Source organism: Halomonas sp. GD1P12, from assembly GCF_025725645.1.
GTDB lineage: Bacteria > Pseudomonadota > Gammaproteobacteria > Pseudomonadales > Halomonadaceae > Vreelandella.
In genome coordinates, this window is the sequence record NZ_CP107007.1 from 1,020,701 (window position 1) to 1,045,499 (window position 24,799).

Annotated in this window: 26 protein-coding genes; 15 read left to right on the forward strand and 11 right to left on the reverse strand. The window is 62.4% G+C overall.

Features of this window, described 5'->3' with window-relative positions; all coding sequences use genetic code 11:
- Nucleotides 1–212: 212 nt before the first annotated feature.
- Nucleotides 213–1,829 (forward strand): alkaline phosphatase, encoded by a 1,617-nt coding sequence (locus OCT39_RS04765; RefSeq protein ID WP_263586549.1) that lies wholly within the window; start codon nt 213–215, stop codon nt 1,827–1,829.
- Here the strand turns inward: OCT39_RS04765 and OCT39_RS04770 are convergent.
- From OCT39_RS04770 to OCT39_RS04780, 3 genes are all read right to left on the reverse strand, one after another.
- The gene (locus OCT39_RS04770) at nt 1,823–2,755 is read right to left on the reverse strand and encodes a lysophospholipid acyltransferase family protein (protein ID WP_263586550.1); all 933 of its coding nucleotides are present in this window, start codon (nt 2,753–2,755) and stop codon (nt 1,823–1,825) included. The two genes, OCT39_RS04765 and OCT39_RS04770, sit on opposite strands and share 7 nt — an antisense overlap.
- Nucleotides 2,756–2,758: 3 nt before the next feature.
- On the reverse strand, nt 2,759–3,169 hold the full coding sequence (locus tag OCT39_RS04775) for a DUF4870 family protein (protein WP_263586551.1): 411 nt from the start codon (nt 3,167–3,169) through the stop codon (nt 2,759–2,761).
- Nucleotides 3,170–3,264: 95 nt separating this feature from the next.
- The gene (locus tag OCT39_RS04780; RefSeq protein WP_263586552.1) at nt 3,265–3,648 is read right to left on the reverse strand and encodes a VOC family protein; all 384 of its coding nucleotides are present in this window, start codon (nt 3,646–3,648) and stop codon (nt 3,265–3,267) included.
- 291 nt (nt 3,649–3,939) lie between these two features.
- Here OCT39_RS04780 and OCT39_RS04785 point away from each other — a divergent pair, with 291 nt between their 5' ends.
- From OCT39_RS04785 to OCT39_RS04800, 4 genes are all read left to right on the forward strand, one after another.
- Nucleotides 3,940–5,328: an MFS transporter gene (locus OCT39_RS04785; protein ID WP_263586553.1), complete on the forward strand. Its 1,389-nt coding sequence runs from the start codon at nt 3,940–3,942 to the stop codon at nt 5,326–5,328.
- 159 nt (nt 5,329–5,487) lie between these two features.
- Entirely contained in the window at nt 5,488–7,272 is a 1,785-nt protein-coding gene (locus OCT39_RS04790; protein ID WP_263586554.1) for an acyl-CoA dehydrogenase, read from the forward strand.
- Nucleotides 7,273–7,350: 78 nt separating this feature from the next.
- Nucleotides 7,351–8,988, forward strand: a complete 1,638-nt coding sequence (locus OCT39_RS04795) for an acyl-CoA synthetase (protein ID WP_263586555.1) — start codon at nt 7,351–7,353, stop codon at nt 8,986–8,988.
- A gap of 48 nt (nt 8,989–9,036) precedes the next feature.
- Complete coding sequence (locus tag OCT39_RS04800; protein WP_263586556.1) at nt 9,037–9,810, forward strand: enoyl-CoA hydratase-related protein; 774 nt, start codon at nt 9,037–9,039, stop codon at nt 9,808–9,810.
- 50 nt (nt 9,811–9,860) lie between these two features.
- Here the strand turns inward: OCT39_RS04800 and OCT39_RS04805 are convergent, their stop codons facing one another.
- Genes OCT39_RS04805 through OCT39_RS04815 form a run of 3 tightly spaced genes read right to left on the reverse strand, consistent with a single transcriptional unit; the run spans nt 9,861 to nt 13,077 of the window.
- Nucleotides 9,861–10,877, reverse strand: coding sequence for an L-idonate 5-dehydrogenase (locus OCT39_RS04805; protein WP_263586557.1), 1,017 nt, complete (start codon nt 10,875–10,877; stop codon nt 9,861–9,863).
- A gap of 23 nt (nt 10,878–10,900) precedes the next feature.
- Nucleotides 10,901–11,671: a glucose 1-dehydrogenase gene (locus tag OCT39_RS04810; protein ID WP_263586558.1), complete on the reverse strand. Its 771-nt coding sequence runs from the start codon at nt 11,669–11,671 to the stop codon at nt 10,901–10,903.
- A 26-nt stretch (nt 11,672–11,697) separates the two neighbouring features.
- Nucleotides 11,698–13,077 carry a GntP family permease gene (locus OCT39_RS04815; RefSeq protein ID WP_263586559.1) on the reverse strand — a complete coding sequence of 460 codons (1,380 nt, stop codon included), beginning with the start codon at nt 13,075–13,077 and terminating at the stop codon, nt 11,698–11,700.
- A gap of 168 nt (nt 13,078–13,245) precedes the next feature.
- Between OCT39_RS04815 and OCT39_RS04820 the strand changes: the two genes are divergently transcribed.
- The 4 genes from OCT39_RS04820 (at nt 13,246) to OCT39_RS04835 (ending at nt 15,984) form a co-directional block, all read left to right on the forward strand.
- On the forward strand, nt 13,246–13,785 hold the full coding sequence (locus OCT39_RS04820; RefSeq protein ID WP_263586560.1) for a YaeQ family protein: 540 nt from the start codon (nt 13,246–13,248) through the stop codon (nt 13,783–13,785).
- A 209-nt stretch (nt 13,786–13,994) separates the two neighbouring features.
- Nucleotides 13,995–14,987: a lipid A deacylase LpxR family protein gene (locus OCT39_RS04825; protein WP_263586561.1), complete on the forward strand. Its 993-nt coding sequence runs from the start codon at nt 13,995–13,997 to the stop codon at nt 14,985–14,987.
- Nucleotides 14,988–15,039: 52 nt separating this feature from the next.
- Nucleotides 15,040–15,384, forward strand: coding sequence for a hypothetical protein (locus OCT39_RS04830; RefSeq protein ID WP_263586562.1), 345 nt, complete (start codon nt 15,040–15,042; stop codon nt 15,382–15,384).
- Between the two features lie 81 nt (nt 15,385–15,465).
- Nucleotides 15,466–15,984: a DUF421 domain-containing protein gene (locus OCT39_RS04835; protein ID WP_263586563.1), complete on the forward strand. Its 519-nt coding sequence runs from the start codon at nt 15,466–15,468 to the stop codon at nt 15,982–15,984.
- Between the two features lie 80 nt (nt 15,985–16,064).
- Here OCT39_RS04835 and yghU read toward each other — a convergent pair whose 3' ends face one another.
- A complete protein-coding gene (gene yghU, locus OCT39_RS04840) occupies nt 16,065–16,922 on the reverse strand; it encodes a glutathione-dependent disulfide-bond oxidoreductase (RefSeq protein WP_263586564.1) in 858 nt (285 codons plus the stop codon).
- Nucleotides 16,923–17,173: 251 nt separating this feature from the next.
- Between yghU and OCT39_RS04845 the strand changes: the two genes are divergently transcribed.
- Complete coding sequence (locus OCT39_RS04845; RefSeq protein ID WP_263586565.1) at nt 17,174–17,881, forward strand: aspartate/glutamate racemase family protein; 708 nt, start codon at nt 17,174–17,176, stop codon at nt 17,879–17,881.
- On the opposite strand, the gene OCT39_RS04850 is transcribed toward OCT39_RS04845, so the two are convergent.
- Nucleotides 17,878–18,303, reverse strand: a complete 426-nt coding sequence (locus OCT39_RS04850; RefSeq protein WP_263586566.1) for an organic hydroperoxide resistance protein — start codon at nt 18,301–18,303, stop codon at nt 17,878–17,880. The genes OCT39_RS04845 and OCT39_RS04850 overlap by 4 nt on opposite strands.
- Before the next feature lie 272 nt (nt 18,304–18,575).
- On the opposite strand from OCT39_RS04850, the gene OCT39_RS04855 reads away from it, so the two are divergent.
- The 4 genes from OCT39_RS04855 (at nt 18,576) to OCT39_RS04870 (ending at nt 21,719) form a co-directional block, all read left to right on the forward strand.
- Nucleotides 18,576–19,091, forward strand: a complete 516-nt coding sequence (locus OCT39_RS04855; protein ID WP_263586567.1) for a gluconokinase — start codon at nt 18,576–18,578, stop codon at nt 19,089–19,091.
- A 65-nt stretch (nt 19,092–19,156) separates the two neighbouring features.
- Entirely contained in the window at nt 19,157–20,188 is a 1,032-nt protein-coding gene (locus OCT39_RS04860) for a substrate-binding domain-containing protein (RefSeq protein ID WP_263586568.1), read from the forward strand.
- A gap of 64 nt (nt 20,189–20,252) precedes the next feature.
- A complete protein-coding gene (locus OCT39_RS04865; RefSeq protein ID WP_263586569.1) occupies nt 20,253–21,098 on the forward strand; it encodes an MOSC domain-containing protein in 846 nt (281 codons plus the stop codon).
- A gap of 198 nt (nt 21,099–21,296) precedes the next feature.
- Nucleotides 21,297–21,719, forward strand: a complete 423-nt coding sequence (locus OCT39_RS04870; protein WP_263586570.1) for an OsmC family protein — start codon at nt 21,297–21,299, stop codon at nt 21,717–21,719.
- Between the two features lie 187 nt (nt 21,720–21,906).
- Here OCT39_RS04870 and OCT39_RS04875 read toward each other — a convergent pair whose 3' ends face one another.
- From OCT39_RS04875 to OCT39_RS04885, 3 genes are all read right to left on the reverse strand, one after another.
- Entirely contained in the window at nt 21,907–22,461 is a 555-nt protein-coding gene (locus OCT39_RS04875) for a PRC-barrel domain-containing protein (RefSeq protein WP_263586571.1), read from the reverse strand.
- A 359-nt stretch (nt 22,462–22,820) separates the two neighbouring features.
- Nucleotides 22,821–23,489, reverse strand: coding sequence for a 2OG-Fe(II) oxygenase (locus OCT39_RS04880; protein ID WP_263586572.1), 669 nt, complete (start codon nt 23,487–23,489; stop codon nt 22,821–22,823).
- Entirely contained in the window at nt 23,486–24,154 is a 669-nt protein-coding gene (locus tag OCT39_RS04885; protein WP_263586573.1) for a CoA pyrophosphatase, read from the reverse strand. Before OCT39_RS04885 ends, OCT39_RS04880 begins: the two co-directional genes overlap by 4 nt.
- Nucleotides 24,155–24,236: 82 nt before the next feature.
- Here OCT39_RS04885 and OCT39_RS04890 point away from each other — a divergent pair, with 82 nt between their 5' ends.
- Nucleotides 24,237–24,794, forward strand: a complete 558-nt coding sequence (locus OCT39_RS04890; protein WP_263586574.1) for an NUDIX hydrolase — start codon at nt 24,237–24,239, stop codon at nt 24,792–24,794.
- The last annotated feature ends 5 nt before the right edge of the window (nt 24,795–24,799 follow it).

Genomic DNA, 24,799 nt, shown 5'->3' on the forward strand with positions numbered 1-24,799 from the left:
ACCTGGCACCGGAATCGGTTTTTATAACTATTATGGCAGCGGGCGTTTTGACTATCGTTATGTTCCCGGGCAAGCTCGAACGCCCTTGTCCAACGTTCAAACCACTATAGCGATGCGTGAGCGTTTAACGAAAGTACGCGCGCCACGCATTCACTATAAAGGTTACTCTTCGCCTCGCCTACAGGGTTTTTGCTCATGCCGTTGATGATGCCATGCTTCGCGTTTTAATCGCCGCCACTGCGCTGAATATCATGCTGGTCGCGCCGCTTTGGTGGCGCTTTGAACATTTGGGAATGCCGCTGGTCGCGCTCGAGGTGTGGATGCTCGCCCCCGCGTTGGCGCTGATTCCCGCGCGCGGTTGGCGTCGGCTGCTGGCGGCGCTGGTCGTTTTATGGGTGGGGTTGGTCAGCGCTGCCCACTTGGGCAACGCTGCCACCCACGCCGCTTTTGGTCGCGCGCTGAATCTGTATCTCGACGTGCCGCTCGTGCGTTCGATCTATCATCTGCTCTCCGGCAACGTTGGCAAACTCGCCGGCACCTTGATCATGGCGCTTGGCGCGCTGTCACTCGTGGGCATGCTGCTATTGATCTATGCGCTGCTTTCGCCCAAACGCGCGCTCTCGCTCGAGCGGGTGTCGGGGAAGGCAGCGGCCGCGCTCGCGGTGTTAGCGCTGGTGCTTTGCGAGCTTCACTACCAGGGCCTGCGCGTCGTCGAGCGTGGGGCGCTGCCGCTCATCGACACCACGCGTTTTCAAATCGAGCAGGTGCGGGCGACCCACCAGGCGCGGCTGGCGTTCGAGGCCGAGCTCGAGCAGCGCCCGCTCGAGGCCCAGGCGCTGCCCGGGCTTGCCGGACGTAACGTGCTGTTGACGTTCATCGAGTCCTACGGGGTGAGCGCGCTGATTGATCCGCGCTACGCGAAGCTGATTCGAGCGACCCTTGACGAGATGGACTCGCGCCTGGAAGCGCGGGGGATTAGCGTGGTCTCTGGGCTTTTGGAGGCGCCGATACGCGGCGGCCAGTCCTGGCTTGCCCACGCCAGCGTGCTCAGCGGGCGCTGGATCGACAACCAGCTCTGGTACCGGCTGATGCTCGAAAGCCCCCACGCGAGCCTGGTCGATGACTTCCACGCCACCGGTCAGCGCTCGCTCACCGTCATGCCAGGCATTACGCTGGCCTGGCCCGAGGGGCTCGCCTACGGCTTTCAGGAGATTCGCACCGCGCGCAACCTGCCCTATCAGGGCCCGGCGCTCAACTGGGTAACCATGCCGGATCAGTTCACGCTGGACTACGTGGCGCGGCGCCAGCTCGACCGGGGGCCGCTGTTCGCTCAGATCACGCTGATCTCGAGTCACGCGCCCTGGACGCCGATTCTACCGGTACTCGAGAATTGGGCGATGATCGGCGATGGGTCGATCTATGGTCCCTGGGAAAACGCCGCCGATCCGCCCGAGGTGCTGTGGCAGGACCTGGAGCGCATTCGCGATCACTACGGCTGGTCGGTGAACTACTCGGTGGCAAGCGTGGCAGGCTTTGCCGAGCGCGCGCTGGATGAAACGGGGCTTTTGATCGTGATGGGCGATCATCAGGCCGCGCCCTTGATCACTGGCGAGAACGCAAGCGCAGCGGTGCCGGTTCACGTGTTCAGTCGCGACCCGGCCCTTTTGGACGCCTTTCGCAAGCGCGGCTTCGTCGATGGGGCGCTGCCGGCACTCGATGATACCGAGCGCGCGCCCCGTATGAGCGAGTTACGCCACTGGCTGCAGGAGGATTTCGGCAACGGCGCTGCGTCTAAAAACGCAAAGACAGCGAACGGGGCGGCTCAGTAAAGGCGGTAGCTTTTGACGTTGGCCACGCCCTGGGTCTCCTCGACGACCTTGCGATAGCGCTTGTACTCCCACTGGTACTGCGCCGGGTCGAGCGCGATCGAGGCCTCCACGCTTGCGTTGACGCCAGTGGCAGAGGTGACGTCCTCCTCGCTGTAGACGCGTTCGTCGGCATCGAGAAAGTGAATCGCAAAGCCCTTGCCCGGTACTCTGAGCGCCACGCCAGTCACTACTCGCGCTTGGGTGCGGGCGACCAGTTTGGGTAACAGCGTGGCGGTATAGGCGCTGCGCCCGAAAAACGGCGCGAACACGCCGCTGCCCCAGCTCGGCTCCTGGTCCGGCAGAATGCCGATCGCCTCAGAGCGCTTGAGCGCTTTCAAAAGCGCGGCCACGCCGCGCGGGTTGGTCGGTACCAAACTCGCCCCCATGCGCTCGCGGCCGTGGCGGATGATCGGCTCGAGCTCTGCGATCTTGGGCGGCTCGTACATGGCGGTGAAGGGGAAGTGGCTCGACAGCCAAAAATTGAGCACTTCCCAGTTGCCGAAGTGGGGGGCGAGCACGATCACCCCGCGCCCGTCAGCGCGGGCACTGTCGAGCTTGTCGCGCCCGTGCACCTCGAGAATATGCGCCTGGACCGTTTCGGGCAGGGCGAGCCAGGCATGACCCAGCTCCAGCATGGTGGCCGCCGAGTGGCGAAGGCTTTGCCGGGCCAGCGCCTTGCGGGTGCGGATCGGCATGTCCGGGTAGACCACGGCCAGATTGGTATGGGTGACACGGCGCTCGCGCTTGCTGAGCCCGTAAACTGCCGGGCCCAAAAGCCGCGCCCCGCGCCAGAGCGACGTGAGCGACCAGCGCGACAGGCGTCGCCACAGCGCATTGATGGTGCGCGCCTGCAGCGCCTGCAGACGAGAAGAGGTCGATCCGCTCATGGTCTACAGCAGCCACCCGTTGACGTCATTCGGCGGGCGCTTGTCCTGAATGCCCTTGAACCCTTTCACGCAGCGCACGATGAACCACACCGCGACCGCCAGCAGCAGCGGAAACCCGATCAGTACCAGGGTGAGCAGCGAGGCCACGCTGAGATACAAAAGCCCGATCCAGAAGGTGCGGATCTGATAGCGGTAGTGCTCGTCGAGCCAGTGCGGGCCGCGGCCGTGATAGACGTAGGCGACGATCACGCCGACGATCACGGTAAAGCCGGTGAAAAAATTGGCCAGATAGAGCGCATAGACGACCAGCGCGACGGTGGTATCGGCCTTGGGAGCCGGCTCGCGCGTCTCCTCATGAACGCGCTCGTTGACGACTTCACCCTCGATGGGCTCTTCATTCGCGTTGTGGCGCATGCGTGCTCCTTCACTCAAAGATGTTCGCCTCGCGGGCGCCCGGGCCGCCCATGATAGCGCGCCGGGCGGGGCTTATCATTACGTCAAAGGCCGATTCAGCGTCCCAGCGGGCGGCAGATTTCCAGTAGATTGCCGTCCGGGTCGCGCAGATAGACCGACTCGATGGCGCCGTTGGCGCCCTGGCGCTCCACCGGGCCAAGCTCGATCTCGACCGAGAGTGCTGCCAGGTGGTCCATGAACTCGGCAAGCGGCAGCTGACAACGCAGGCAAAGATCCAGGCTGCCAGGCGTCGGGGTGGCGGAGATCGGCGCGATATCGGTGTCGGTCTGGTGCAATCTGAGCGCGGTGTCGCCCAGCATCAGGTCGACCCGCTGGGCGTCGCGGTAGCGCACGTCGAGTCCCAGCACGCGGGAGTAGTAATCCACCGCGCGCCCCATGTCGGTCACCGTGACTACCAAATGGTCCAGGCCTGAGAGCATGCCACCTTCCTTCGATCAGTTTTGAAAGCCTCATCTTACCCTGGCCGCTCCCGCCGGGCATGCAAAATGACGCCTGCACCAGCGTGGTGCGGCGCGGCGGGCGTTCGAGCGATCGATTTAAGCGATAAAAAGCGTTGACTTTAGGGCCTTGCGCGTAATAATTGCGCGCCCGTTTTCCTGCCAGACTGTGTTCTCTAATCGATTCTACCGATCGGTTTTTAACGCAAGCGACGGTCGGCAGCGAAGGGCCGTGGTTTTCAGCGCTTTTGGACAAGGCAGGATGAGGTGGGCATGTCGCGGCAACTGTTGGCTATGGCGCTTGCGCCGCTTTTGGGACTTTTCATTCTGGGCATCGGCAACGGCTTTCTGGCCACGCTGATTACCCTGCGTCTGGACGCGGCGGGCGAATCCGCCACGCTGATCGGTATCGTGTCGTCGGCCTACTTCATCGGGCTCGCCTTTGGCGCCATGTTCAACGACCGCCTGCTGCTACGCATCGGCCACATTCGCGCCTACGGAAGCTTTGCATCCTTGGTGGCGGTCACCGTGTTGCTGCAAGGGCTCTTCTTCGACCCCTGGGCCTGGTTCGCGCTGCGGTTGATCGGCGGCTGGGCGACGGTCGGGGTATATCTGGTCATCGAGAGCTGGCTTTTGACCGCCGGCGACCAAAAGGTGCGCGGCCGGCTGCTCGCGCTCTACATGATCGCGCTCTACGCCGCCGGCGTGGTGGGCCAGCTGCTGCTCGGCGTGACCAACGCCATGGGTGATTCCGCGCCGTTCATGGTCATTGGCCTTTTGGCGTCGCTTTCTGTTCTGCCCATGGCCATGATTCCGCGCGTCTCGCCACTGATCGAGCACGCCGAGCCCTTGCCGCCGCACCGGCTGATCACCATGACCCCGACCGGCGTGATGGGCAGTTTGGGGTCGGGCATGGTGGTGGCCGCGGCCTACTCGCTGCTGCCGCTCTACCTGCAGCGTATCGGCATGAGCGTAAGCCAGGTCGGGCAGATGATGGCGGTGGTGATTCTCGGCGCCATGCTGCTGCAGTATCCGATCGGGCGCTGGTCGGATCGCCACGACCGCCAGATGGTGCTGATCGGGATCAGCGCGTTTTGTATCGTCATTTCCGGGGCGATGCTGTGGCTTCCGCTCTCCACGCCATTGCTGGCGGTACTGCTGTTTCTGCTCGGCGGCGGCGTGTTCGCCTTCTACCCGGTCGCGGTGAGTCACGCCGCCGACCGCGCCCCGGCGGGCGCGTTGGTGCGCATGAGCCAGGGGCTCTTGTTGATCAACTCCATTGGCGCCACCGTCAGCCCGCTTTTGATCTCACCGGTGATGACGGCGGTGGGCGATACCGGGCTTTTTTGGGCCTTCGGTGCGATGAGCCTGTTCTTTTTGCTGTTCTTTGGCTGGCGACGCAGCGTGCGTCCGGCGCCGCTGCCGGTGGCGCCGTTCACTGCCACGACCCCCATGTCCAGTGCCGGCGCCGAGCTCGTCATCACCGAAGAGCTGGTGCAGGGGGCGCTGGAGCACGAGCACCTGGAGGATCTCTCCCAGGTACTGCCGGAGGTTCACGTGGCGGAGCCGGTGGTCGGCCCGCCGGCGGCGGACGAAGTGCACATCACCTACTTTGATGACGTCGAAACCGTCGAAATCCACCGCCCCCACCGCGCGCCTTGAGCGCCGCATCAAAGCGAACGTTCCCGGCGTCGCTTATCAGCTGACGTGATACCTTGGATGAATAGTGTCAAAACGCTCGTTTGACTACCATGAGTCGATCGTGCGGTTTTAACGCCCAGGCGCTTCAGGGCGTCACTCTATTCAAGCCAAGGAGTTGCCATGAAGGATTATGTCGCGCCGGTTCGCGATCTACGCTTCGTTCTCGAGGAGATGCTTTCGCATCGCTCGCTATCGCTTCCCGGTTTCGAAGAGGCCTCGCCGGATCTGGTCGAGGCGGTGCTCGAAGAGGCCGCCAAACTGGCCGGCGACGTGTGGGGCCCGCTCAACCGCGTGGGCGACCAGCAGGGCGCGACGCGTCACCCGAACGGCAGCGTGACCACCGCCGAGGGCTTCGCTGCCGCCTACCAGGCCTATGTCGAAGGCGGCTGGAACGGCATCGGCGTATCCAATGCGCTGGGCGGGCAGAATCTGCCGGAAGTGGTCGCAAGCGCGGTGCAGGAGATGCTTCATGGCGCCAACATGGCGCTTGGCCTTTGCCCGATGCTCACCGCCGGGGCAATCGAAGCGCTGGCGCACCACGGAAGCGACGCGCTCAAAAAGATCTACCTCACCCCGCTGGTCGAAGGCCGCTGGACCGGCACCATGAACCTGACCGAACCCCAGGCGGGGTCCGATCTCTCCAAGGTACGCACCAAAGCCGTTCCCGAAGGGGATCACTACCGCATCAGCGGCCAGAAGATCTATATCACCTGGGGCGAGCACGACGCCGCCGAAAACATCGTCCATCTGGTGCTGGCGCGCAAGCAGGGCGCCCCGGAGGGCAACAAGGGTATTTCGCTGTTTCTGGTGCCGAAGTTTCTGGTCAATGACGACGGTTCGCTCGGCGAGCGCAACGACGTCGTCTGCGCCTCGCTCGAGCACAAACTCGGCATTCACGGCTCGCCCACCTGTACGCTCAGCTTCGGCGAGCAGGGCGGGGCCGTGGGCTATCTCGTCGGTGACGAGGGCCGCGGGCTCAACCACATGTTCACCATGATGAACGAGGCGCGTCACAAGGTCGGTATCCAGGGCATTGGCGTGGCCGAGCGCGCCTGCCAGCACGCGCTGGCCTACGCCAATGAGCGCGTGCAGGGCAAACTCTCCAAAGAGCGCGGCGGTGTCGAGACCACCATTGGCGAGCACTTCGACGTCAAACGGATGCTGCTTTCCATGCGTGCGCGCACCGACGCACTCCGGGCGCTGGCGCTTTACTGCGCCGGCCAGCTCGATATCGCGCGCAACAGCGAAGATGCCGGCGAGCGCGAGGCGGCCCAGGCCCTGGTCGACGTGCTGATTCCCATCGTCAAAAGCTTCTCCACCGACCAGGCCGTGGATATCGCCTCCACCGGCATTCAGGTGCACGGCGGCATGGGCTACGTCGAGGAGACCGGCGCCGCCCAGCTTTTGCGCGACGCCCGCATCGCGCCGATCTACGAAGGCACCAACGGTATTCAGGCGCTGGATCTGGCCGGGCGCAAGCTGCAGCGCGACGACGGCCAGGCGATGACGCGGCTGATCGAGCGAGTCGAACAGACCGCACAGGCGCTCGGTGAGGACACAGCGCTTGCAGGGCTTGGCAGAGCGCTTGGCCAGGGCGCTGAGGCCCTGCGCGCGACGATGGCCATCGTGCTCGAAGAGGGTCGGCACGAGACGCGCGGCGTCGACGCCGTGCAGGCCTACGCCACGCCGTTTCTATCGCTTTCCGGTCACGTGCTGTGCGCTTGGCAAATGGGCGAGGCGGCGCTGATCGCTAGCCGCGCCGACCAAAGCGATCCGTTCTATCAGGCCAAGCTCGCCAGCGCCCGCTTTGCGATCACCCAGTGGCTACCGGTGGGCCTGGCCCAGCGCGCGGTGATCGAGGCGGGAGTCGAGTGTCTGGAGGCGTTCGATAGCCGCGCCCACTAGGCGAACCGGCGCCGGGCGCCCAACGTTCGACGCCCGGCGCACGACCATTCCAGCACAATAAAGACAACAGGACGGCCCATGAACACGATCTTCGAGCAGGATCTGCCGCCGACGCCGGCGAACTACGTAGCGCTGTCGCCGCTGACGTTCATCGAGCGCTCGGCGGCGGTGTATCCGGACTACCCGGCCGTGGTTTACGGCGGGCGTCGCTTAAGCTGGGCAGAGACCTGGTCGCGCTGTCGCCGGCTTGCCAGCGCCCTTGAAAAGCGCGGCATCGAACCCGGCCAGACCGTGGCCGCCATGCTGCCCAACGTACCGGCCATGTTCGAGGCGCACTTCGGCGTGCCGCTGGCCGGCTGCGTGCTCAATACGCTCAACATCCGTCTGGACGCCCACGCCATTCACCACATGCTCGCCCACGGCGAGGCGAAGGCGGTTTTGGTCGACCCGGAGTTCAAGGATGTCATCAAACAGGCGGTGGAGGGGCTGGCCGACAAGCCGCTGCTCATCGACGTACGCGATGAGGAGTTTTTCGACGAGTCGACAGGCATCGGCGAGATAGAGTACGAGGCGTTGCTGCAAGAGGGCGACCCGGACTACGCCTATCGGTTGCCAAATGATGAGTGGCAGGCCATTTCGCTGAACTACACCTCCGGCACCACCGGTGACCCGAAGGGCGTGGTGTATCACCATCGCGGGGCGTATCTCAACGCGGTGAGCAACATCATGGAGTGGGCGATGCCCCACCATCCGGTCTATCTCTGGACCCTGCCGATGTTTCACTGCAACGGCTGGTGCTTCCCCTGGTCGATCGCCGCTCGCGCCGGGGTCAACGTGTGCCTGCGAAAGGTGGACCCGGCGCGTATCAACGCGCTGATCGAGGAGGAGCGGGTGACCCACTTCAGCGGCGCGCCGATCGTGCTCAATGCCCTGGTGAATCTGCCGGAGGCGCAAAAGCGCGTCTTCGACCATCCGGTCAAGGCGACGACCGCTGGTGCGGCGCCGCCGGCTTCCATCATTGCCGGGGTCGAGAAGCTGGGCATCGAGGTCACCCACGTTTACGGTTTGACCGAGGTGTACGGACCGGTGACGGTGTGCGCTTGGCACGACGCCTGGGATGCATTGCCCCTCGAAGCGCGGGCCAAAATCAAGGCCCGCCAGGGCGTGCGCTATCATATGCTCGAGGCGCTGTGCGTCGCCGACCCGCAGACGCTTGAGCCCGTCCCCCGCGATGGTCAGGCCATCGGCGAGATCCTGATGCGCGGCAATAACGTCATGAAGGGCTACTTGAAGAACGTTGATGCGACCCAAAAGGCGCTTGCCGGCGGCTGGTACCACACCGGTGACCTGGCGGTCTGGCACGAGGATGGCTATATCGAGATCAAGGACCGCTCCAAGGACATCATCATCTCCGGCGGTGAAAACATCTCAACCATCGAAGTGGAGAGCGCGCTTTACGACCACCCCGCCGTGGAAGCCGCGGCGGTCGTGGCCCGGCCGGATGAAAAGTGGGGCGAGACGCCCTGCGCCTTCGTCACCCTGAAGCCAGGTTACAACGATATCGATGAAGCCGCGATCATCGCCCACTGCCGCGAGCGGCTGGCGGGCTTCAAGGTCCCCAAAACGGTCGTTTTCAGCGAGCTGCCGAAAACCTCTACCGGCAAGATCCAGAAGTTCGTGCTGCGCGACGAAGCCCGAGGGCTCGACCAACGCTAGCACCAGCGCGAATTACCCGTTCACTAACGCCAACAACAGGGAGTCAGCATGAGCGACAACGTGATCGAAAAAAACGATAACGACGGCATCGTAACGCTTACCTTCAATCGCCCCAAGGCGCTGAACGCGCTCAACAGCGACGTACTCGAAGCGCTTGCCGCCCACCTGAGCGAACTCGAGGGCCAGGCCAATCTTCGCGCCGTTCTTTTGACCGGCGCCGGCGAGAAAGCCTTCGTGGCCGGGGCGGACATCACCGAAATGCGCGACAAAACGCCCGAGCAGGCGCGCGCTTTCGCCGCCCAGGCGCTTTCCACCATCAAGCGCCTGGAGCGTCTTCCGGTGCCGGTCGTGGCGCTGGTCAACGGGTTCTGCCTGGGCGGCGGCTGCGAGCTGGCGCTGGCCTGCGACTGGGCGGTGGCCAGCGACAACGCCATCTTCGGCCAGCCGGAGGTGCTGCTTGGCGTGATTCCAGGCTTTGGCGGCACCCAGCGCCTGCCGCGCCGTGTCGGCCCGGCCATGGCGATCGATCTGGTCACCACCGGGCGCAAGATCGATGCCCAGGAGGCGCTACGTATCGGGCTGGTCAACCGCGTCATGTCTCAAGCCGAGCTTTCAAGCTACGCCGAGGAGCTGACCAAACAGTTGGGTGGCAACGGCCGCCAGGCGGTGCGCGCCGCCAAGCAGGCGGTCCACGACGGGTTGGATCAGGATTTGGACAGCGCCCTGGCGCTGGAAACGAGCCTGTTCGCCTTCTGCTTTGCGGGAGAGGAGCAGAAAGAGGGCATGAGCGCATTTGTGGAGAAGCGCAAGGCGAACTTTTAAGTCGGCACCAACAAAAAAAGCGGGTCTCGGCCCGCTTTTTCGTGCTCGCTCTATCCGGCGGGCCAGAGCTCGATGAGTACCTTGCCGGAGCGTTCGGAGTCCTTTGCGATAGCAAAGGCGTTTTGCGCATCGCTTGCCGGCAGCACATGGGTAATGACATCGTCAAAGCGCGCGTCTTTCGCCAGCAGGTCAATCGCTTCGTCGATCTCGTGGCTGAAACGAAAGCAGCCGCGCAGCTGAACTTCCTTTGAAATCAGCGGTGCCAGGGCAATGGGCTGCGCGGTCGCGGGCATCATGCCGATCTGGGCGATGATGCCCGCACGCCGCACCGCCTTGATCGCGCCGTTGATGGAGGCGGGCACGCCGGTGCACTCCAGCACCACATCGAAGGCCTCGTCGGGGAGTGCCTGCTCATTGATGCGATAGGTGGCCGAAACGCCCAGCGCTTGTGCGCGTGATAGCGGGCCTTCGAGCACATCGGTGATGCTCACCTCGCGTGCTCCCTTGGCCAGCGCCGCCGCGGCGGCGAGTAGCCCGATCGGCCCGGCGCCGCACACCAGCACGCGCTGGTCGGCGACGCCGCCGGCCACCTCGATACCGTGCAAGGCCACCGCCATCGGCTCGGCAAGCGCCGCCCGCGATAGCGGAAGCGAAGCGGGCAGCACGCGAATCATGGACGGGTCCACGTCCAGATACTCACTCATGCCGCCCTGGGTGTGGGGCCAGGTCGAGGCCGACCCGAGATAGGCGCCCTGGGGCCAAAGATGCGGTTTCTCTTCAAGCCCCGGCTCGCAAATGCCGAAGGTCGCCGGGTGCAGCGTGACCGGCGTGCCCGGCTCGAACGTACCGCTGGGGTCTTGTTCGATCACGCCGGCCATTTCGTGCCCGGGAATCAGCGGTTCGCGCACCACGAACGCGCCGTTGGCCCCTTCGTGATAGTAGTGAAGGTCCGACCCGCAAATGCCGCCGAAGGCCATGCGCAGCCGCACCTGGTGGGCGGCCAGCGCCGGCAGTGAGCGGGTCTCTTCGCGCAGGTCCTGCTTGCCGTGAATGACTAATGCTTGCATAGGGCGTTTCCTCTGGAGGGTCGTCAAACGACCGACGTCATGCCGCCATCGACGAAAATGTTCTGTCCCGAGACGAAACTCGACGCCCCGGAGCACAAATAGATCAGCGTGCCGACCAGCTCGTCGAAATGCCCCCAGCGCTGTGCCGGCGTGCGCTTTTCCACCCAGGCGTTGAAGTCCGGGTCTTGCCATAGCGCGGTGTTCATCTCGGTCTTGAAGTAGCCAGGCGAAATACAGTTGACCTGGATGTTGAAGCGCGCAAGATCCGCCGCCATTCCCTGCGTCAGCAGGGCCACGGCACCCTTGGTCGCGGAGTAGGGCGCAATGGTTTCCCGGGCGAGCTTCGACTGTACCGAGCCGATATTCACGACCTTGCCCGAGCCGCGCTCGCTCATGGCGCGAGTGACGACTTGAGAGACGTAAAACACGCTCGACAGGTTGGTCGCGACCAGCGCATCCCAGTCGTTGGGCGCGAATTCGTTGAACGGCGCCCGGCGCTGCAGGCCGGCGTTATTGACCAGAATGTCCGGTGCGCCGCAGCGCTCGACCAGCGCCTCGAGCGCCTCTTTGGCGGCTCTAGCATCGGTGACATCGAAACTCACGGCCTCGACGCGTGCGCCGGTTTCCTCGGCCAGCGCCTGAGCCTGACGCTCGACCTGAGCCTGCTCACGGCCGTGCAGAACGACGCGTGCTCCCTGCTGGGCAAGGCCCCGAGCCAGGGCGTTACCCAGCCCCCGGGAGGAGCCGGTCACCAGTGCGAGTTTATCCTGAATGTCGAAAAGTGTCGGGTTCATGCGGTTTTCCTGGACATACGGTTTGACTAGAAAAGGACGAAGATCACATAAGCGAAGACGAAGCCGACCAAAGACTCGAGCGCCTGCTGTACCGTCCAGGTCTTGAGCGTGGTCTTGACGTCCATACCCAGAAGCCGGCCGACGAGCCAGAAGCCCGAGTCGTTGACGTGGCCGGCGAAGACCGAGCCCGCGGCAGTGGCCAGCGTGATCGCCACGATCTGCATGGCGCTGAAGTCGGCGCCGGCAACGGCCGGGGCCATGAGGCCGGCAGCGGTCACCAGTGCCACGGTCGCCGAGCCCTGGGCCAGGCGCAGGATGACCGCGATCAGGTAAGCCGCCACGATGACGGAAAAGCCCAGATCGCCCAGCGAATCGGAGAGCGCATCGCCAATGCCGGAGGCGCGCAGCACGCCGCCGAACATGCCGCCGGCGCCGGTGATCAATACCACCGAGCAGATCGGGCCGAGCGAGGAGTCCAGCACTTTCTCCAGCGCGTTGCCCTCGACCCCGCGACGCCGGCCCAGCACCAGCATGGCGACCAGCGCGGAAATCAACAGCGCCACCGGCGTGCTGCCAAGCGCCCGCATCAGCTGAAACCACCCCTGGTCGCTGTCCACCGCGCCCAGCGAGCGCAGAAAGTCCAGCCCCGTATTCATGAAGATGAGCAAAAGCGGCAGCAGGAGCATGAAGATCACCGTACCGACCGCTGGCGGGTGGGTGACCTCATCGTCCTTCACTTCACCAAACAGCGCCTTGTCGAGTGGAAATGGGTGGCGTTTGGCGACGAACTGGCCCCACATGTAGCCGGAAATCCACCAGAGCGGAAAGGCGATGACGACGCCGGTGAGCATCAAAAGCCCGAGGTTGGCGTCATACAGTTCGGCAGCGGTGACCGGCCCCGGGTGGGGTGGCAAAAACACGTGCATGACCGAAAACGCCGCGGCGGCGGGCATGGCATACAAGAGAATCGGCCCGCCAAGCCGGCGGCCCACGGCGAAGATGATCGGCAGCATGACGATCAAACCGGCGTCGAAAAAGATCGGAAAGCCCATCAGCAGCGAGGCGACGCCGAGGGCAAGCGGCGCGCGCTGCTCGCCGAACAAGGTAATCATGCGATCCGCCAGCACGCGTGCGCCGCCGGAGTGCTCGACGAGCTTGCCAAGCATGGCGCCAAGACCCACCAGCAGCGCCACGGCGCCGAGTGTGCCGCCAAAGCTCTGCACCAGCGTCGGCACGATGGCGTCATAAGGAATGCCGGTGACCAGCGCGGTCAAAAAGCTGACCGAAATCAGGGCGAGAAAGGCGTGCACCTTGAATCTGATGATCAGCAGCAGCAGTAGCAGCACGGCAGCGGTAGCAATGCCCAGCAAGGGGCCTGCCGACATCGTTTGTGTCCATCCGTCCATAAGCAGGCTCCGGGGTCTAAAGTGGGACGATCAAGCGTAATGTTATCGGTAACATCGAGGCATACGCATGGTAGATCATCGCCACGTCCCGCAGACACTCGACCTTCGTTTAAGACCCGCGGCAGCGAATCCGTTACACTGACCGCCAAACGACTCTGGATACGACCGATGGCTCTAAGCGCGACCCCCTATAAAGTGGATCTGAATCTGACCGATCTGGATCGCAACGTGTATGAAACGCTGCGTTTCACCGTGGCCCGGCACCCCTCCGAGACCGAGGAGCGGCTCTGCGCGCGGCTGCTGGCGTTTGTTCTCTGGTACGGCGAGGCGCTGGGCTTTGGACGGGGGCTATCGGATGTCGACGAGCCGGCACTTTGGGAGAAAAGCCTGGACGGGCGCGTGCTGCACTGGATCGAGGTGGGTCAGCCCGACGCCGAGCGCTTGACCTGGTGCTCGCGGCGCGCCGAGCGAGTATCGCTGCTCGCTTACGGGCGCACGGAGCAGTGGGAAGCGAAGGTGCTGCCCGGCGTGTCGTCGCTGAAGAATTTGCACGTAGCGAGTTTGCCGGAGCAGGCGCTGGCGCAGATAGCGACAGAGTTGCCGCGAGCGATCAATTGGGCGGTCATGATCAGCGACGGCGCGCTTTACGTGACCGACGATCGCGGCCAGCACGAAATCACCCCGCAATGGCTCGTGCGCGAGCGCTAAAAAACCGATCCACGCGTTCGACGTCGGGAGAGGGTCTGACAGGCCTTGAGGATTGTTCGAGTCGCTTGCCGAACGCTTGTTTGATTACATACAATCAAAAACGTTTATAAGCGACCTTTATAAGCGAATTTGCTCAGCGTGAGGCATTTTTCTCAAGGCGCTCATCACGACTATGCTTACCCGATCCCCGAATCTCCAAGGAAAGAGACATGCGCATTCCTTCTGCCGCAAGGCGGAACCCACTGATCTTGTCCATCACACTGGCGCTGACGTCGCCACTGGCGTTGGCAGACGATAGCCGTTTTACGTTCAAGATCGAAAACGACGGCTTGGCAAGCGCCGACGATGGCCACTTCACCAGTGGGTTCGAGCTCAACTACGGCTATGCGCCGTCACCTGATAGCTGGACACAGCGCCTGGCGGCCGCGCTACCCGAGCCGATCATCGGCGAGGCCGACCAGGCAGCGTTTCGTTTGGTGCATCAAATCTACACCCCGAACGATATTCAACAGCCGCAGTTGATCGAAAGCGATCGCCCCTACGCCGGGCTCGTGTTCGGCGGCGTGTCGCTTTATGAAGACGCGCCGATGACATCGAACATCACGCGATCGACGGATCTGCATTTGGACGTGGGGCTCGTGGGGCCGTCGTCGCTGGCCGACAGCATTCAGCGCGAAGTTCACCACGTCACCGGCAGCGACCGCCCGCGCGGGTGGGATAACCAGCTAAGTGACGAGCCGCTTTTGAACCTTACCCTGCGCCGCCAGTGGTGGGTCGATACGCCCCTGGCCGGCAAGCAGTTCGCCCACGGGCCGAGCGTGGGCGCGGCGCTGGGTAATCTCTACACCTACGCCAGCGCCGGTTACAGCGTACGCTGGGGCGACTACGCCAGCGGCGTACCGACGCTGACGCCCAACCCGGGCAATCGCGGGCAGTTCGACGCGACCCGCGGGTGGCAGTGGTACCTGTTTGCCAGCGTCGACGGCTACTACATGGCGCACAATCTGACGCTGGACGGCAACGTTTTTTCGTCGAGCCATTCGGTGGATCGTAAGGAGTGGGTAGGCGACGCCTCCGCGGGGCTGGCGCTGGGCTGGAACGATTGGCAGGTCAACTACGCCATGCTGGCGCGCTCGCGCGAGTTCGACGGCCAGCAAAGCCACGACGCCATCGGCTCGATTACCCTGACCAAACGTTTCTAAATCACCGAGGCGATCTATCCTTGGAGTGTTTACATTCCGAGAGGATCGCTTCATGGCGAAAGCGCCGTTTCCCCACACCCCCGATGGCCGTTACTTCGTGGCTAAAAACCGACTCTGGCGCGCCACCAATCCAGCGCTTGACGACGACGAAGAGCAAACTCACGTCAACGCGTTGATGAAGGCTCGCCGCGCGGTCAAGACCGCCAAGGATCAGAACGACGACGAGGCGCTCAAAAAAGCCAGAAGCGAGGTGCAAAAGGCGAAGGTCGCGCTTGGCGAGCGCGGCCCGGTGTGGTGGGACGACGGCGCGCCGGACGAAAACGAGTGCGCTCCGGAAAACAGCTCCTACGCCGAGTGGTGGCGTGAGTATCAAAAGCGCCACGGCGACCCGACCTGACGCGATTGGCATCATCCGCCTTGGCTCCTTGCCCTGAGTGACTACACTCAATGTCCATGGATCAAAAAGCGGCGATTACCGATGGATATGATGTTCTTTAGTGGCTGGGAAAGCCTGGTACGCACGCTGGTGGTCGGAGTGCTCGCTTATGTCGTGCTGATTGCGTTCTTGCGTCTCTCCGGCAACCGCACGCTCTCCAAGATGAACGCCTTCGACATGATCGTTACGGTGGCGCTGGGCTCGACGCTGGCGACGGTGCTGCTTTCAAAAGACGTGGCGCTGGCCGAAGGTACGCTGGCACTGGCGCTTTTGATCGCGCTTCAGTACCTGATTACGTGGCTGAGTGTGCGGGTCGGCTGGGTCAAACGCGCCGTCACCGGCGAGCCCTTGATGCTTTTATACGAAGGTGAGTTTCTGAAACAAGCGCTCTACCGGGCGCGCGTCACCGAAGACGAGGTGCACTCGGCGGTACGCGCAAGCGGGCTTTCGAGCGTGGCCGACGTGTCTGCGGTGGTGCTCGAAACCGACGGCTCGCTCAGCGTAGTCACTCAAACACCTGCGCAAAAGCGCTCGAGTCTCGAGGACGTGCGCCGCCTGTGATCAGACGTTGACGCCTGACGGTACCCGCCAATGACAACGGCCCCGAAAGGGGCCGTTTTGCGTTTGAACACCATCAGACGTCACTGCTTGTCCTGGGTCTTGTGTTCGAAATCGCTGGCGTCGTGGCGCTCTCTGAGCTGCTCGCTTTCGTCGCCCTTGACGTTGTTGACCATGCGCCCGCGTTTGACGGCCGGGCGCGCGTCGATCTCATCGGCCCAGCGCATCACGTTCTCGTAGGTGTGCGCCTGCAAAAACTCCGCCGCCTCGTAAACGCGGTTTTTCACCAGCGCCCCGTACCAGGGGAAGATCGCCATGTCGGCGATGGTGTACTCGTCGCCGGCCATGTAGCGGTTCTCGGCCAAGTGTTTATCGAGCACATCGAGCTGGCGCTTCACTTCCATGGTGTAACGGTCGATCGGGTACTGGTAGCTTTCCGGCGCGTAGGCGTAGAAGTGGCCGAAGCCGCCCCCGAGCATCGGCGCGCTGCCCATCTGCCAGAAAAGCCAGGAGAGCGTTTCGGTACGTTTGGCAGGCTCATGCGGCAAAAAGGCGTCGAACTTCTCGGCCAGGTAAAGAAGAATCGAACCGGATTCGAAGATCCGCTGGGGCGGATTGGCGCTGTGGTCCATCATCGCCGGGATCTTGGAGTTCGGGTTGATCTCGACGAAGCCGCTGCCGAACTGGTCGCCTTCGCCGATGTCGATCAGGTAGGCATCGTACTCCGCCTGCTCGATGCCTTTTTCCAAAAGCTCCTCGAGCATGATCGTGACCTTGATGCCGTTGGGCGTGGCCAGCGAATAGAGCTGAAGCGGGTGTTTGCCCACCGGCAGCGGCTTCTCTTCCCGCGCGCCCGCCGTTGGGCGGTTAATGTTCGCGAACTTGCCGCCGTTACCGGCCTCCCACTCCCATACGCGGGGCGGCGTGTAGCTATCACTCATCGTCACTGCTCCTTGTCGCTCAATAGTGGCCTATCGATAGGGTGGCGCATCGAGGTGATGGGCGCTTGAAACCCGACCCTTGTAACGTAGCCTCTGGTCATCAATGGGGCTAGTGACACCCGTCTGCAAGGGTGTATGTTGTATTAGTTTTTACGCAAACAAACGAATGAACGACAGGGCTGCAAGATAGAGCTGCGCGACAGAATTTCACAAAAGAACGTCACGACAGAACGTCACGACAGGAGAGGCGAATGCGAACGATCGGGGTGCTGGGCGGCATGAGCTGGGAGTCCACGCAAAGCTACTACCAGGCGTTGAACGAAGGCGTCAATGAGGCGCTGGGCGGCTTTCATTCGGCTTCAATCATCATGGAGAGCGTCGATTTCGCCGAGATCGAGGCGCTGCAGCGCGCCGGTGACTGGCACACGGCCGGCGAGTATTTAGCCCAGGCGGCAAAACGTTTGGAGCACGCCGGCGCGGGCTGTCTGGTGCTGGCCACCAACACCATGCACAAGGTGGCGCCCGCGATCGAGGCGGCCATCGGCATTCCGCTTTTACACATTGCCGACGCCACCGCCGAGCAGTGCCAGAAAGACGGCATCAAGCGGGTTGGGCTGTTGGGTACGCGCTTTACCATGGAGCAGGATTTCTACAAGGCGCGGCTCAAAAAGCGCTACGGCATCGACGTCGTCATCCCCACGGACCAGGAGCGCGAAAGCGTTCACCGGATCATCTTCGAGGAGCTTTGCCGTGGCGAGATCAAGCAAGCGTCGCGAGCGCGCTATCTCGACATCATCGAAGGTCTGCAGACCCGGGGCGCCGAGGCGGTGATTCTGGGGTGTACCGAAATCGCGCTGCTGGTAGAGCAGCGACACACCCGCGTCGCGCTTTTCGATACCACCGCCCTGCACGCGGCGAAGGCGGTGGCCTGGTCGCTGGAAGACGCCGCCAAGCCTTAAACGACGGTCAGGGTAACGTCGATGTTGCCGCGAGTGGCGTTGGAGTAGGGGCAGACGGTGTGCGCTTTCTCGACCAGCGACTGAGCGGCGGGCTTGTCCATGCCGGGCAGGCTCATCTTGAGCTCGACTTCGATGGCAAAGCCGACCTCGACGGCGCCAATGCCCACCAACGCGTCGATGTTCGCATCCGAAGGCAGCTTCACCTTCTCCTGGCTGGCGACGTGCTTGAGCGCGCCGAGAAAGCACGCCGCATAGCCGGCGGCGAAGAGCTGCTCCGGGTTGGTGCCGCTGCCGCCGGCGCCGCCGAGCTCTTTGGGCGTGCTGAGATCGACATCCAGCGCGCCGTCAGAGGATTTGGCGTGGCCTTCGCGGCCGCCGCTAACGTGGGCTTCAGCGCGGTAAGCGATTTTTTCGATAGACATGACATCTCCTTTTCGTGAGCAAAAGACGAGGGTAGATCGTTGGAACCTATAAGCTGGAGGTAATGTAGTACCTCTTTGCCCATATCGCTATTGTTGGACGTTAGTCGAAGCAAGGGCGTTTTGCTTTGACACGCCGCCGGGGGCTGGTTAGCCTTTTGCGCTACATTGTTACCGGTAACAAGGTGCCGTCGATCGAGCGCACAGCCGGTGTGTTACTTTCTCTTTTTCAAAAAAACGGTCGAGCGCCGCGTACCTCTGGGAGACGAAAACGAATGACCGCCACTTCCCACCGTATTCTGGTCATGGGCGTTTCCGGCTGCGGAAAATCCCTGGTGGGCCAGCGCCTCGCCGCCAGGCTTGACGCCGAGTTCATCGACGGCGACGACTACCACCCGCCCGCCAACGTGGCTAAAATGGCCAGCGGCACGCCGCTCGACGACGGCGACCGCCAGGGGTGGCTGGAAACCCTGGCCGGTTTGTTCGATACGTATCGCCGCGAGGACAAAACCGTGGTGATCGCCTGCTCCGGGCTCAAAAAGCGCTATCGCGACTGCCTGCGAACCGGCGACCCGGCGCTCGAAATTTTGTATCTCGAAGGCGAGCACGCGCTTTTGAAGGAGCGCCTAACCACTCGCGAAGATCACTTCTTCAAGGGTGAGGCGATGCTGGCGAGCCAGCTCGAGGCGTTGGAGGCGCCCGACGAGCAGGAGGCGCAAGCGCTTTCGATTACGCTCACACCCGAACTCATTGCCGAGCGCTTCACCACGCGCCTGCTCGGCAAGCGCTGATACACTGGGCGTTTTGCGCCGACCTGTGAGTAGGCCCTGCGCGTTCGATCAAAGGCCCGCGACTTGTGAAGAAAAAACGCCCCACTCTGCAGGACATCGCCGAGCGCGTCGGTGCGACGAAAATGACCGTCAGCCGCTGTCTGCGCGACCCGCAAACGGTTTCCGAAGGCCTACGCGAGCGTATCTTCAGCGCCGCCGAGCAGGTGGGCTACATTCCCAATCGCGCTCCGGAGCTTCTTTCACGCGCAAAGAGCCGTTCCATCGGTGTGCTCGTCCCTTCGCTGACCAACCAGGTCTTCGCCGACGTCATCCTCGGCATCGAGACTCATACCGAGCCGGCGGGCTTTCATTTGATGCTCTCGCACTACGGCTACAGTCCGGCGCTCGAGGAGCGAAGCCTCGCCTCGCTTTTGTCCTACAACGTCGACGGCGTGATTTTGTCGGATCACGAGCACTCGCCGCGCAGCCTGCGCATGCTGGAAACCGCGGGTATTCCCATCGTCGAAATCATGGACACCCACCGTCCGCCGCTGCACCAGGCGGTGGGCTACGACAACGTTCAGGCCGCCGACGACATGGTCAGCGCCATGATTGCACGCGGTCGCCGGCGCATCGTTTATCTTGCCGTTCGTCTGGATGAGCGCACCCGCCAGCGTGAGCAGGGCTACGCCCGCGCCATGGCCCGCCACGGGCTCGAGCCGGTCACGCTTGAAAGCGCCGAGCGCTCCTCCTACAGCGTCGGGGCGTCGCTGATGCAGACGGTGCTGCGCGACTATCCGAACGCCGACGGGCTTTTCTGCACCAACGACGATGTCGCCATCGGCGCCTACTACGAGTGCCTGCGTTTGGGCGTGCGCGTGCCGCAGACGATGGCGCTGGCAGGTTTTCACGGCCACGATGTCGGCCAGGCGATGACGCCCAGGCTTGCCAGCGTCATCACCCCGCGCCGAATGATCGGCGAGGCGGCGGCAAAAACGCTGTTGGAGCGCATCGATATCGACAGCAACAAAAATGGAAGCAGTGACGGAAACAGTGACAGTGACGCCCACCGGGTGCTCGATCTGGGCTATCGCATCGAGTTGGGCGAGACGCTTTGACGCGCTGGTGGGCGCCTTTGGAGTTCGCTAGAGTAGCGACTCGACATCGCCACGGAGCGCCAATGTGAAGATCCAGCAGCTGACTATCTATCCGGTAAAATCCCTGCAGGGAATCGATCTTGACGAGGCGGTGGCCACGCCCCAGGGGCTGGCCTGGGACCGTCGCTGGATGTGGGTCGATTCCGCCCAGCGCTTCGTGACTCAGCGTCAGCTCCCTGCGCTTGCAAGCATCAAGGTGGCGCTGACCGACCAGGCGCTGGTGCTTTCCCACCCCAATGCCGGCGAGATCGAGATACCGCTCGAGGAGCCCGCGGGCAAAATTCGTCTGGTCACGGTGTGGCAGGATCACTGCAAGGCCATTGCCGAGCGTGAAGAGGTGTCGCGCTGGCTGGTGGCGGCGCTGGGCGAGCAGGCCCAGGGGCTTTGTTTGGTGCGTTTTGCCCAGGGCTTCACCCGACATGTTGAAGCCGACTATATGGACGGCGATGTCGCCGATACTCACTTCGCCGACGGCTATCCGTATCTGGTGACCACCACCGGCTCGCTCGCCGCACTCAACGAAGCGCTCGAGGCCCGTGGTCAGGCCGCGGTGCCAATGGCGCGCTTTCGCCCCAACATCGTACTCGACGGCTTTGAGGCCTGGGCGGAAAACGGCTGGCAGGCGCTCGTCATCGACGGCGCGGCGCGGCTAACGTTTCGAAAACCCTGTAAGCGCTGCACCATCATTACCGTGGACCAACGCCTGGGTGTCATCCCCACCGCCGCCGAGCCTCTGGCCACGCTGGTCAAGCTCAAGACGCAGCCCGCGCTCAAGGGCGGCTACTTTGGACAAAACGCCACGCTCGACCAGCGCGGCGAAACGACGATTCGTGTGGGGGCAGCGGCTGCGCCAGCGCCGTTACGCGCATGAAAGAGACGAAAGTACGAGAACACCGAGAGGGCGTGCGGTTTTACTCGCGGTAGCCTTTTAAAGTATGGCGTTTTACGTTGTGAGAAAGCCGCTTATCGGCAATCTCGCTTAAAGTAGGCTACGCTTGGAGATGGGATAACGGGATGGTTTCCCGGCCCTTTTGAGTAACCAAGCAATTGATGGCAACAGGAGTGTTCCATGGATAGTAAAGCGAATGCGCATTGGGAAGGTGGCTTAAAAGATGGCAAGGGCAAAATCGCGACCGAAAGCGGCGCGGTGGATGCCGGCTACTCCTTCAAGCAGCGTTTCGAAGGTGAGAAGGGCACCAACCCGGAAGAGCTGATCGGCGCCGCACACGCGGGCTGCTTCTCGATGGCGCTTTCAATGATTCTGGGCGACAAGGGTTATACCGCCGACGCCATCGACACCCAAGCGACAGTTACGCTGTCACAAAGCGATAAAGGCTTCGATATCTCTAAAATTCATTTGGACGTCGAAGCCACCGTCAGCGGTGCCGACGACGCCGCGTTCCAGGAAGCGGCGGAAACCGCCAAGGCCAACTGCCCGGTCTCCAAGGTGCTGAAAGCCGAAGTGACCATGAACGCCAAACTCAAAGGCTAAGCCGTTGATGGGTTAGTTCGAGTCCGATTAAAGGCGCTGTCTTCGACAGCGCCTTTTTAATGGAAAAAATAGTGGCCGCTGTTGAACAAGTGCCACCCTGAAAGGGCGGGCGATAGGTCTCACTTCATTTTATACCCATAAAAAAGCCCCGACCTGAGCCGGGGCTTTTAGCGTGGACCTAATGGAATTAGCTATTGGCGTCCATTTCTTCGTCGTCCATATCGGCATCGTTTTCCATGCCGGTATCGCTGTTCATGCCGTCATCATTCATTTCTTCGCGATCGCCATCACGATCGTAGCCTTCGGCTTCTTCGAGCGCTTCCTGAGTGGCGTTGACACGAATCACGTAGTCATCGTTGTCTTCGTCCATGGTCAGGTCCAGAGAATCCCACTCGATGGCGACGTCTTTTTCGCCCATGCCAAGGAACCCGCCGACACCCACTACGACCGCTTGAATTTGGCCATCCATATCAATGATCAGATCGTTGATGGTACCGATCTCTTCGTCTTCTTCAACGGCGCTGAGTACCGCGTTACCCGTCAGTGCATCAGCGTGGAAGCTGTCTTGCGGCGCGGATGTGAGGTAGGTGGCGTCCATGTCGTTGGAGTGCTGCATGGTCGCTGAGTTGTCGGACTGCGCGTTCGGCTCGGCGGCGTTGTCGGACTGGGCGTTGGCGCCTGCAGCGAACATGAAGGCCGGTACCATCAGCGTGCCGAGAAAAGCGGGTTTGATCATTTTCATTGCGATTGCTCCTTGCGTTCGTAGTAAGGCATGGGCGTTAACCCGATACCTCAACCTTGAATAGCCACAGCCTCTAAAAACTCGATCGAAAGTGTCTTCAAAAGACAGCTGGCTATTTTCCTGGTAGTAAAACCGCTTCTTGCTTTACGCCCTGCGTGCCCAAAGGCATATAGGGCGTGTCGTGCGATCAGGCTTGAAACTACGGGGGTAGCTCGTTGATCCTGTCGTGCGCTTTACTGCGCGGACACTTCTCAAGGTAGACGCTGTGAATGGCTTTGCAATAACTATACACGCTGATTTTTCTAAAAAGCCTTTATTCAATTTTTTTACAGTCGCTTGAACTGTTTTTTTAATTCAGATTAACGCGCCGGGTCGAGCACGCCGCCTGTCGAGGCGTTGCGCCGGAACCAGCCAGCGATACTGCTTCTTGGGTAGCGAGTGGGCAGCACCTCGTGAGGGATGGTATCGGAGAGAAAGCAGGCGAAGGTGCCAGCTTCGGGTATTACGCGTGCCACTTCGCGCTCCGACTCCCGGGGGTCGAAAATCACCATTTCGCCGCCGCCGTCACTGGGCCACTCTGGCGTCAGGTAACCCACCGTCGAGACCACCCGGTTGGCGCGGCCGCGAAAGCTGTCCAAATGGCGCTTGTAGAAGGCGCCGGTCGGGTAGTGAGCGAAGTGCGCCTCGTACTCGAAGAGTCCCAAAAATAGCGTCTGGTTGAGGGCGACCTGCAGGCGCTGCATGGCGCTTAGGTACACGCGCTGCGCTTCGCTTTCCCGGTTCAGCCAGTGGATGGCGTCGCCGCGAATGTCCTTGCGAAGATGGTGCTCGCGCCCACGGCCGATCCCCGCTTCCTCGAGCGCCTGGGCGTCCTTGAGCCGGAAAAGCTCCTGCTCCAGAGATTGACAAAGACCCGCGTCGATCACCCCCTTGCCTACGTACCAGCCCTGTTCGACCAGTGCATCGATCAGCTCGCCTTCGGCGCGCGAGTCAAACGCCTCGACGGGGGAAAGGTGGGCGTGCGTCATGATCTGCTCCGGCGTTGTGGGGCGACGTCGATATCGGCTTTTTTAGGCGTGCGCTGAGTGCGGGGCGGGTGGTGTTTGAGCGTGCCAGCCGGGCGCTGATAGAGGTCGATCTCCATGCCGAAGCCCTTGGCCAGAAGCTCGACCAGCATCATCGCAGAAAGCCCCCAGATGACGTGATCGTCGATCTGGTAGCTCGGTACGTAGTGGGCAACGCCGTCCACGTCGATGACATCGGTGTAGGTTCTTTTATCGTCCAGGAAGTGGCTCAAGGGCACTTCGAAAATGGCGTCGAGCTCATTGGGGTCGGCTTTCAAGTCGAGATCCGGTGCGATGATGCCGACCCAAGGCGTCACGCAGAGCCCATGCAGCGAAATGACGTCGGAAAGCTGGCCGATACGCTCTACCTGATCGGGCGCCAAAGCGATCTCCTCTTCGGCTTCGCGCAGCGCCGTGTGATAGAGATCCCGGTCGCCGGGTTCGCGCTTGCCGCCGGGAAATGCCACCTGTCCGCTGTGGGTCGAGAGATGGCGCGCGCGGCGCGTGAACAAAAGCGTAGGCTCGGGACGGTCGACGATCGGCAGCAGTACCGCCGCCTGTAAAAGTTTGGCGCGGCTCAACTCTTTTGGTCGATAGTGTTGCAGCTCTTTACGTAGTTTCTCTAACATGGCGTTTCCGTCGAATGTGCGCTCGAAAGGGCAGTCGGCACCGGGTCGATCGCCACACCTTATCAGCAGTTGAGATGCCAACATGAATTTTTGTAGCCAGTGCGGTGAAAAAGTCCGCTTTGCCGTGCCCGAAGGCGACGACCGCCCGCGCTACCTGTGCGACGCCTGCGGCACGATCCACTACCAGAACCCGCGTATCGTGGCGGGCACGCTGCCGGTCAAGGGCGACAAGGTGCTGTTGTGCAAGCGCGCGATCTCTCCGCGCAAGGGCTACTGGACGCTACCCGCCGGCTACATGGAGAACGCCGAAACCACCCGCGAGGCCGGCCTTCGCGAAACCCGAGAAGAGGCCAAGGCCGAGGTCGAGATCGAAAGTCTCTACACGCTCATCGACCTGACCCATATCAACCAGGTCTACATGATCTTTCTGGCCGAGCTCGAAGGCGAATTCGGCGCCGGCGAAGAGAGCCTCGAGGTGGCGCTGTTCGCCGAGCAGGACATCCCCTGGAGCGAGCTTGCCTTTCCCACTATCGAGCGCACGCTCAAGCACTTCTTCGAGGACCGCGAAAGCGGCCGCTTCCCGCTACACATGAGCACCATCACCCCGGAAGATCGCGAGCGCTATTTCGGCAGCGCCTGAGGCGC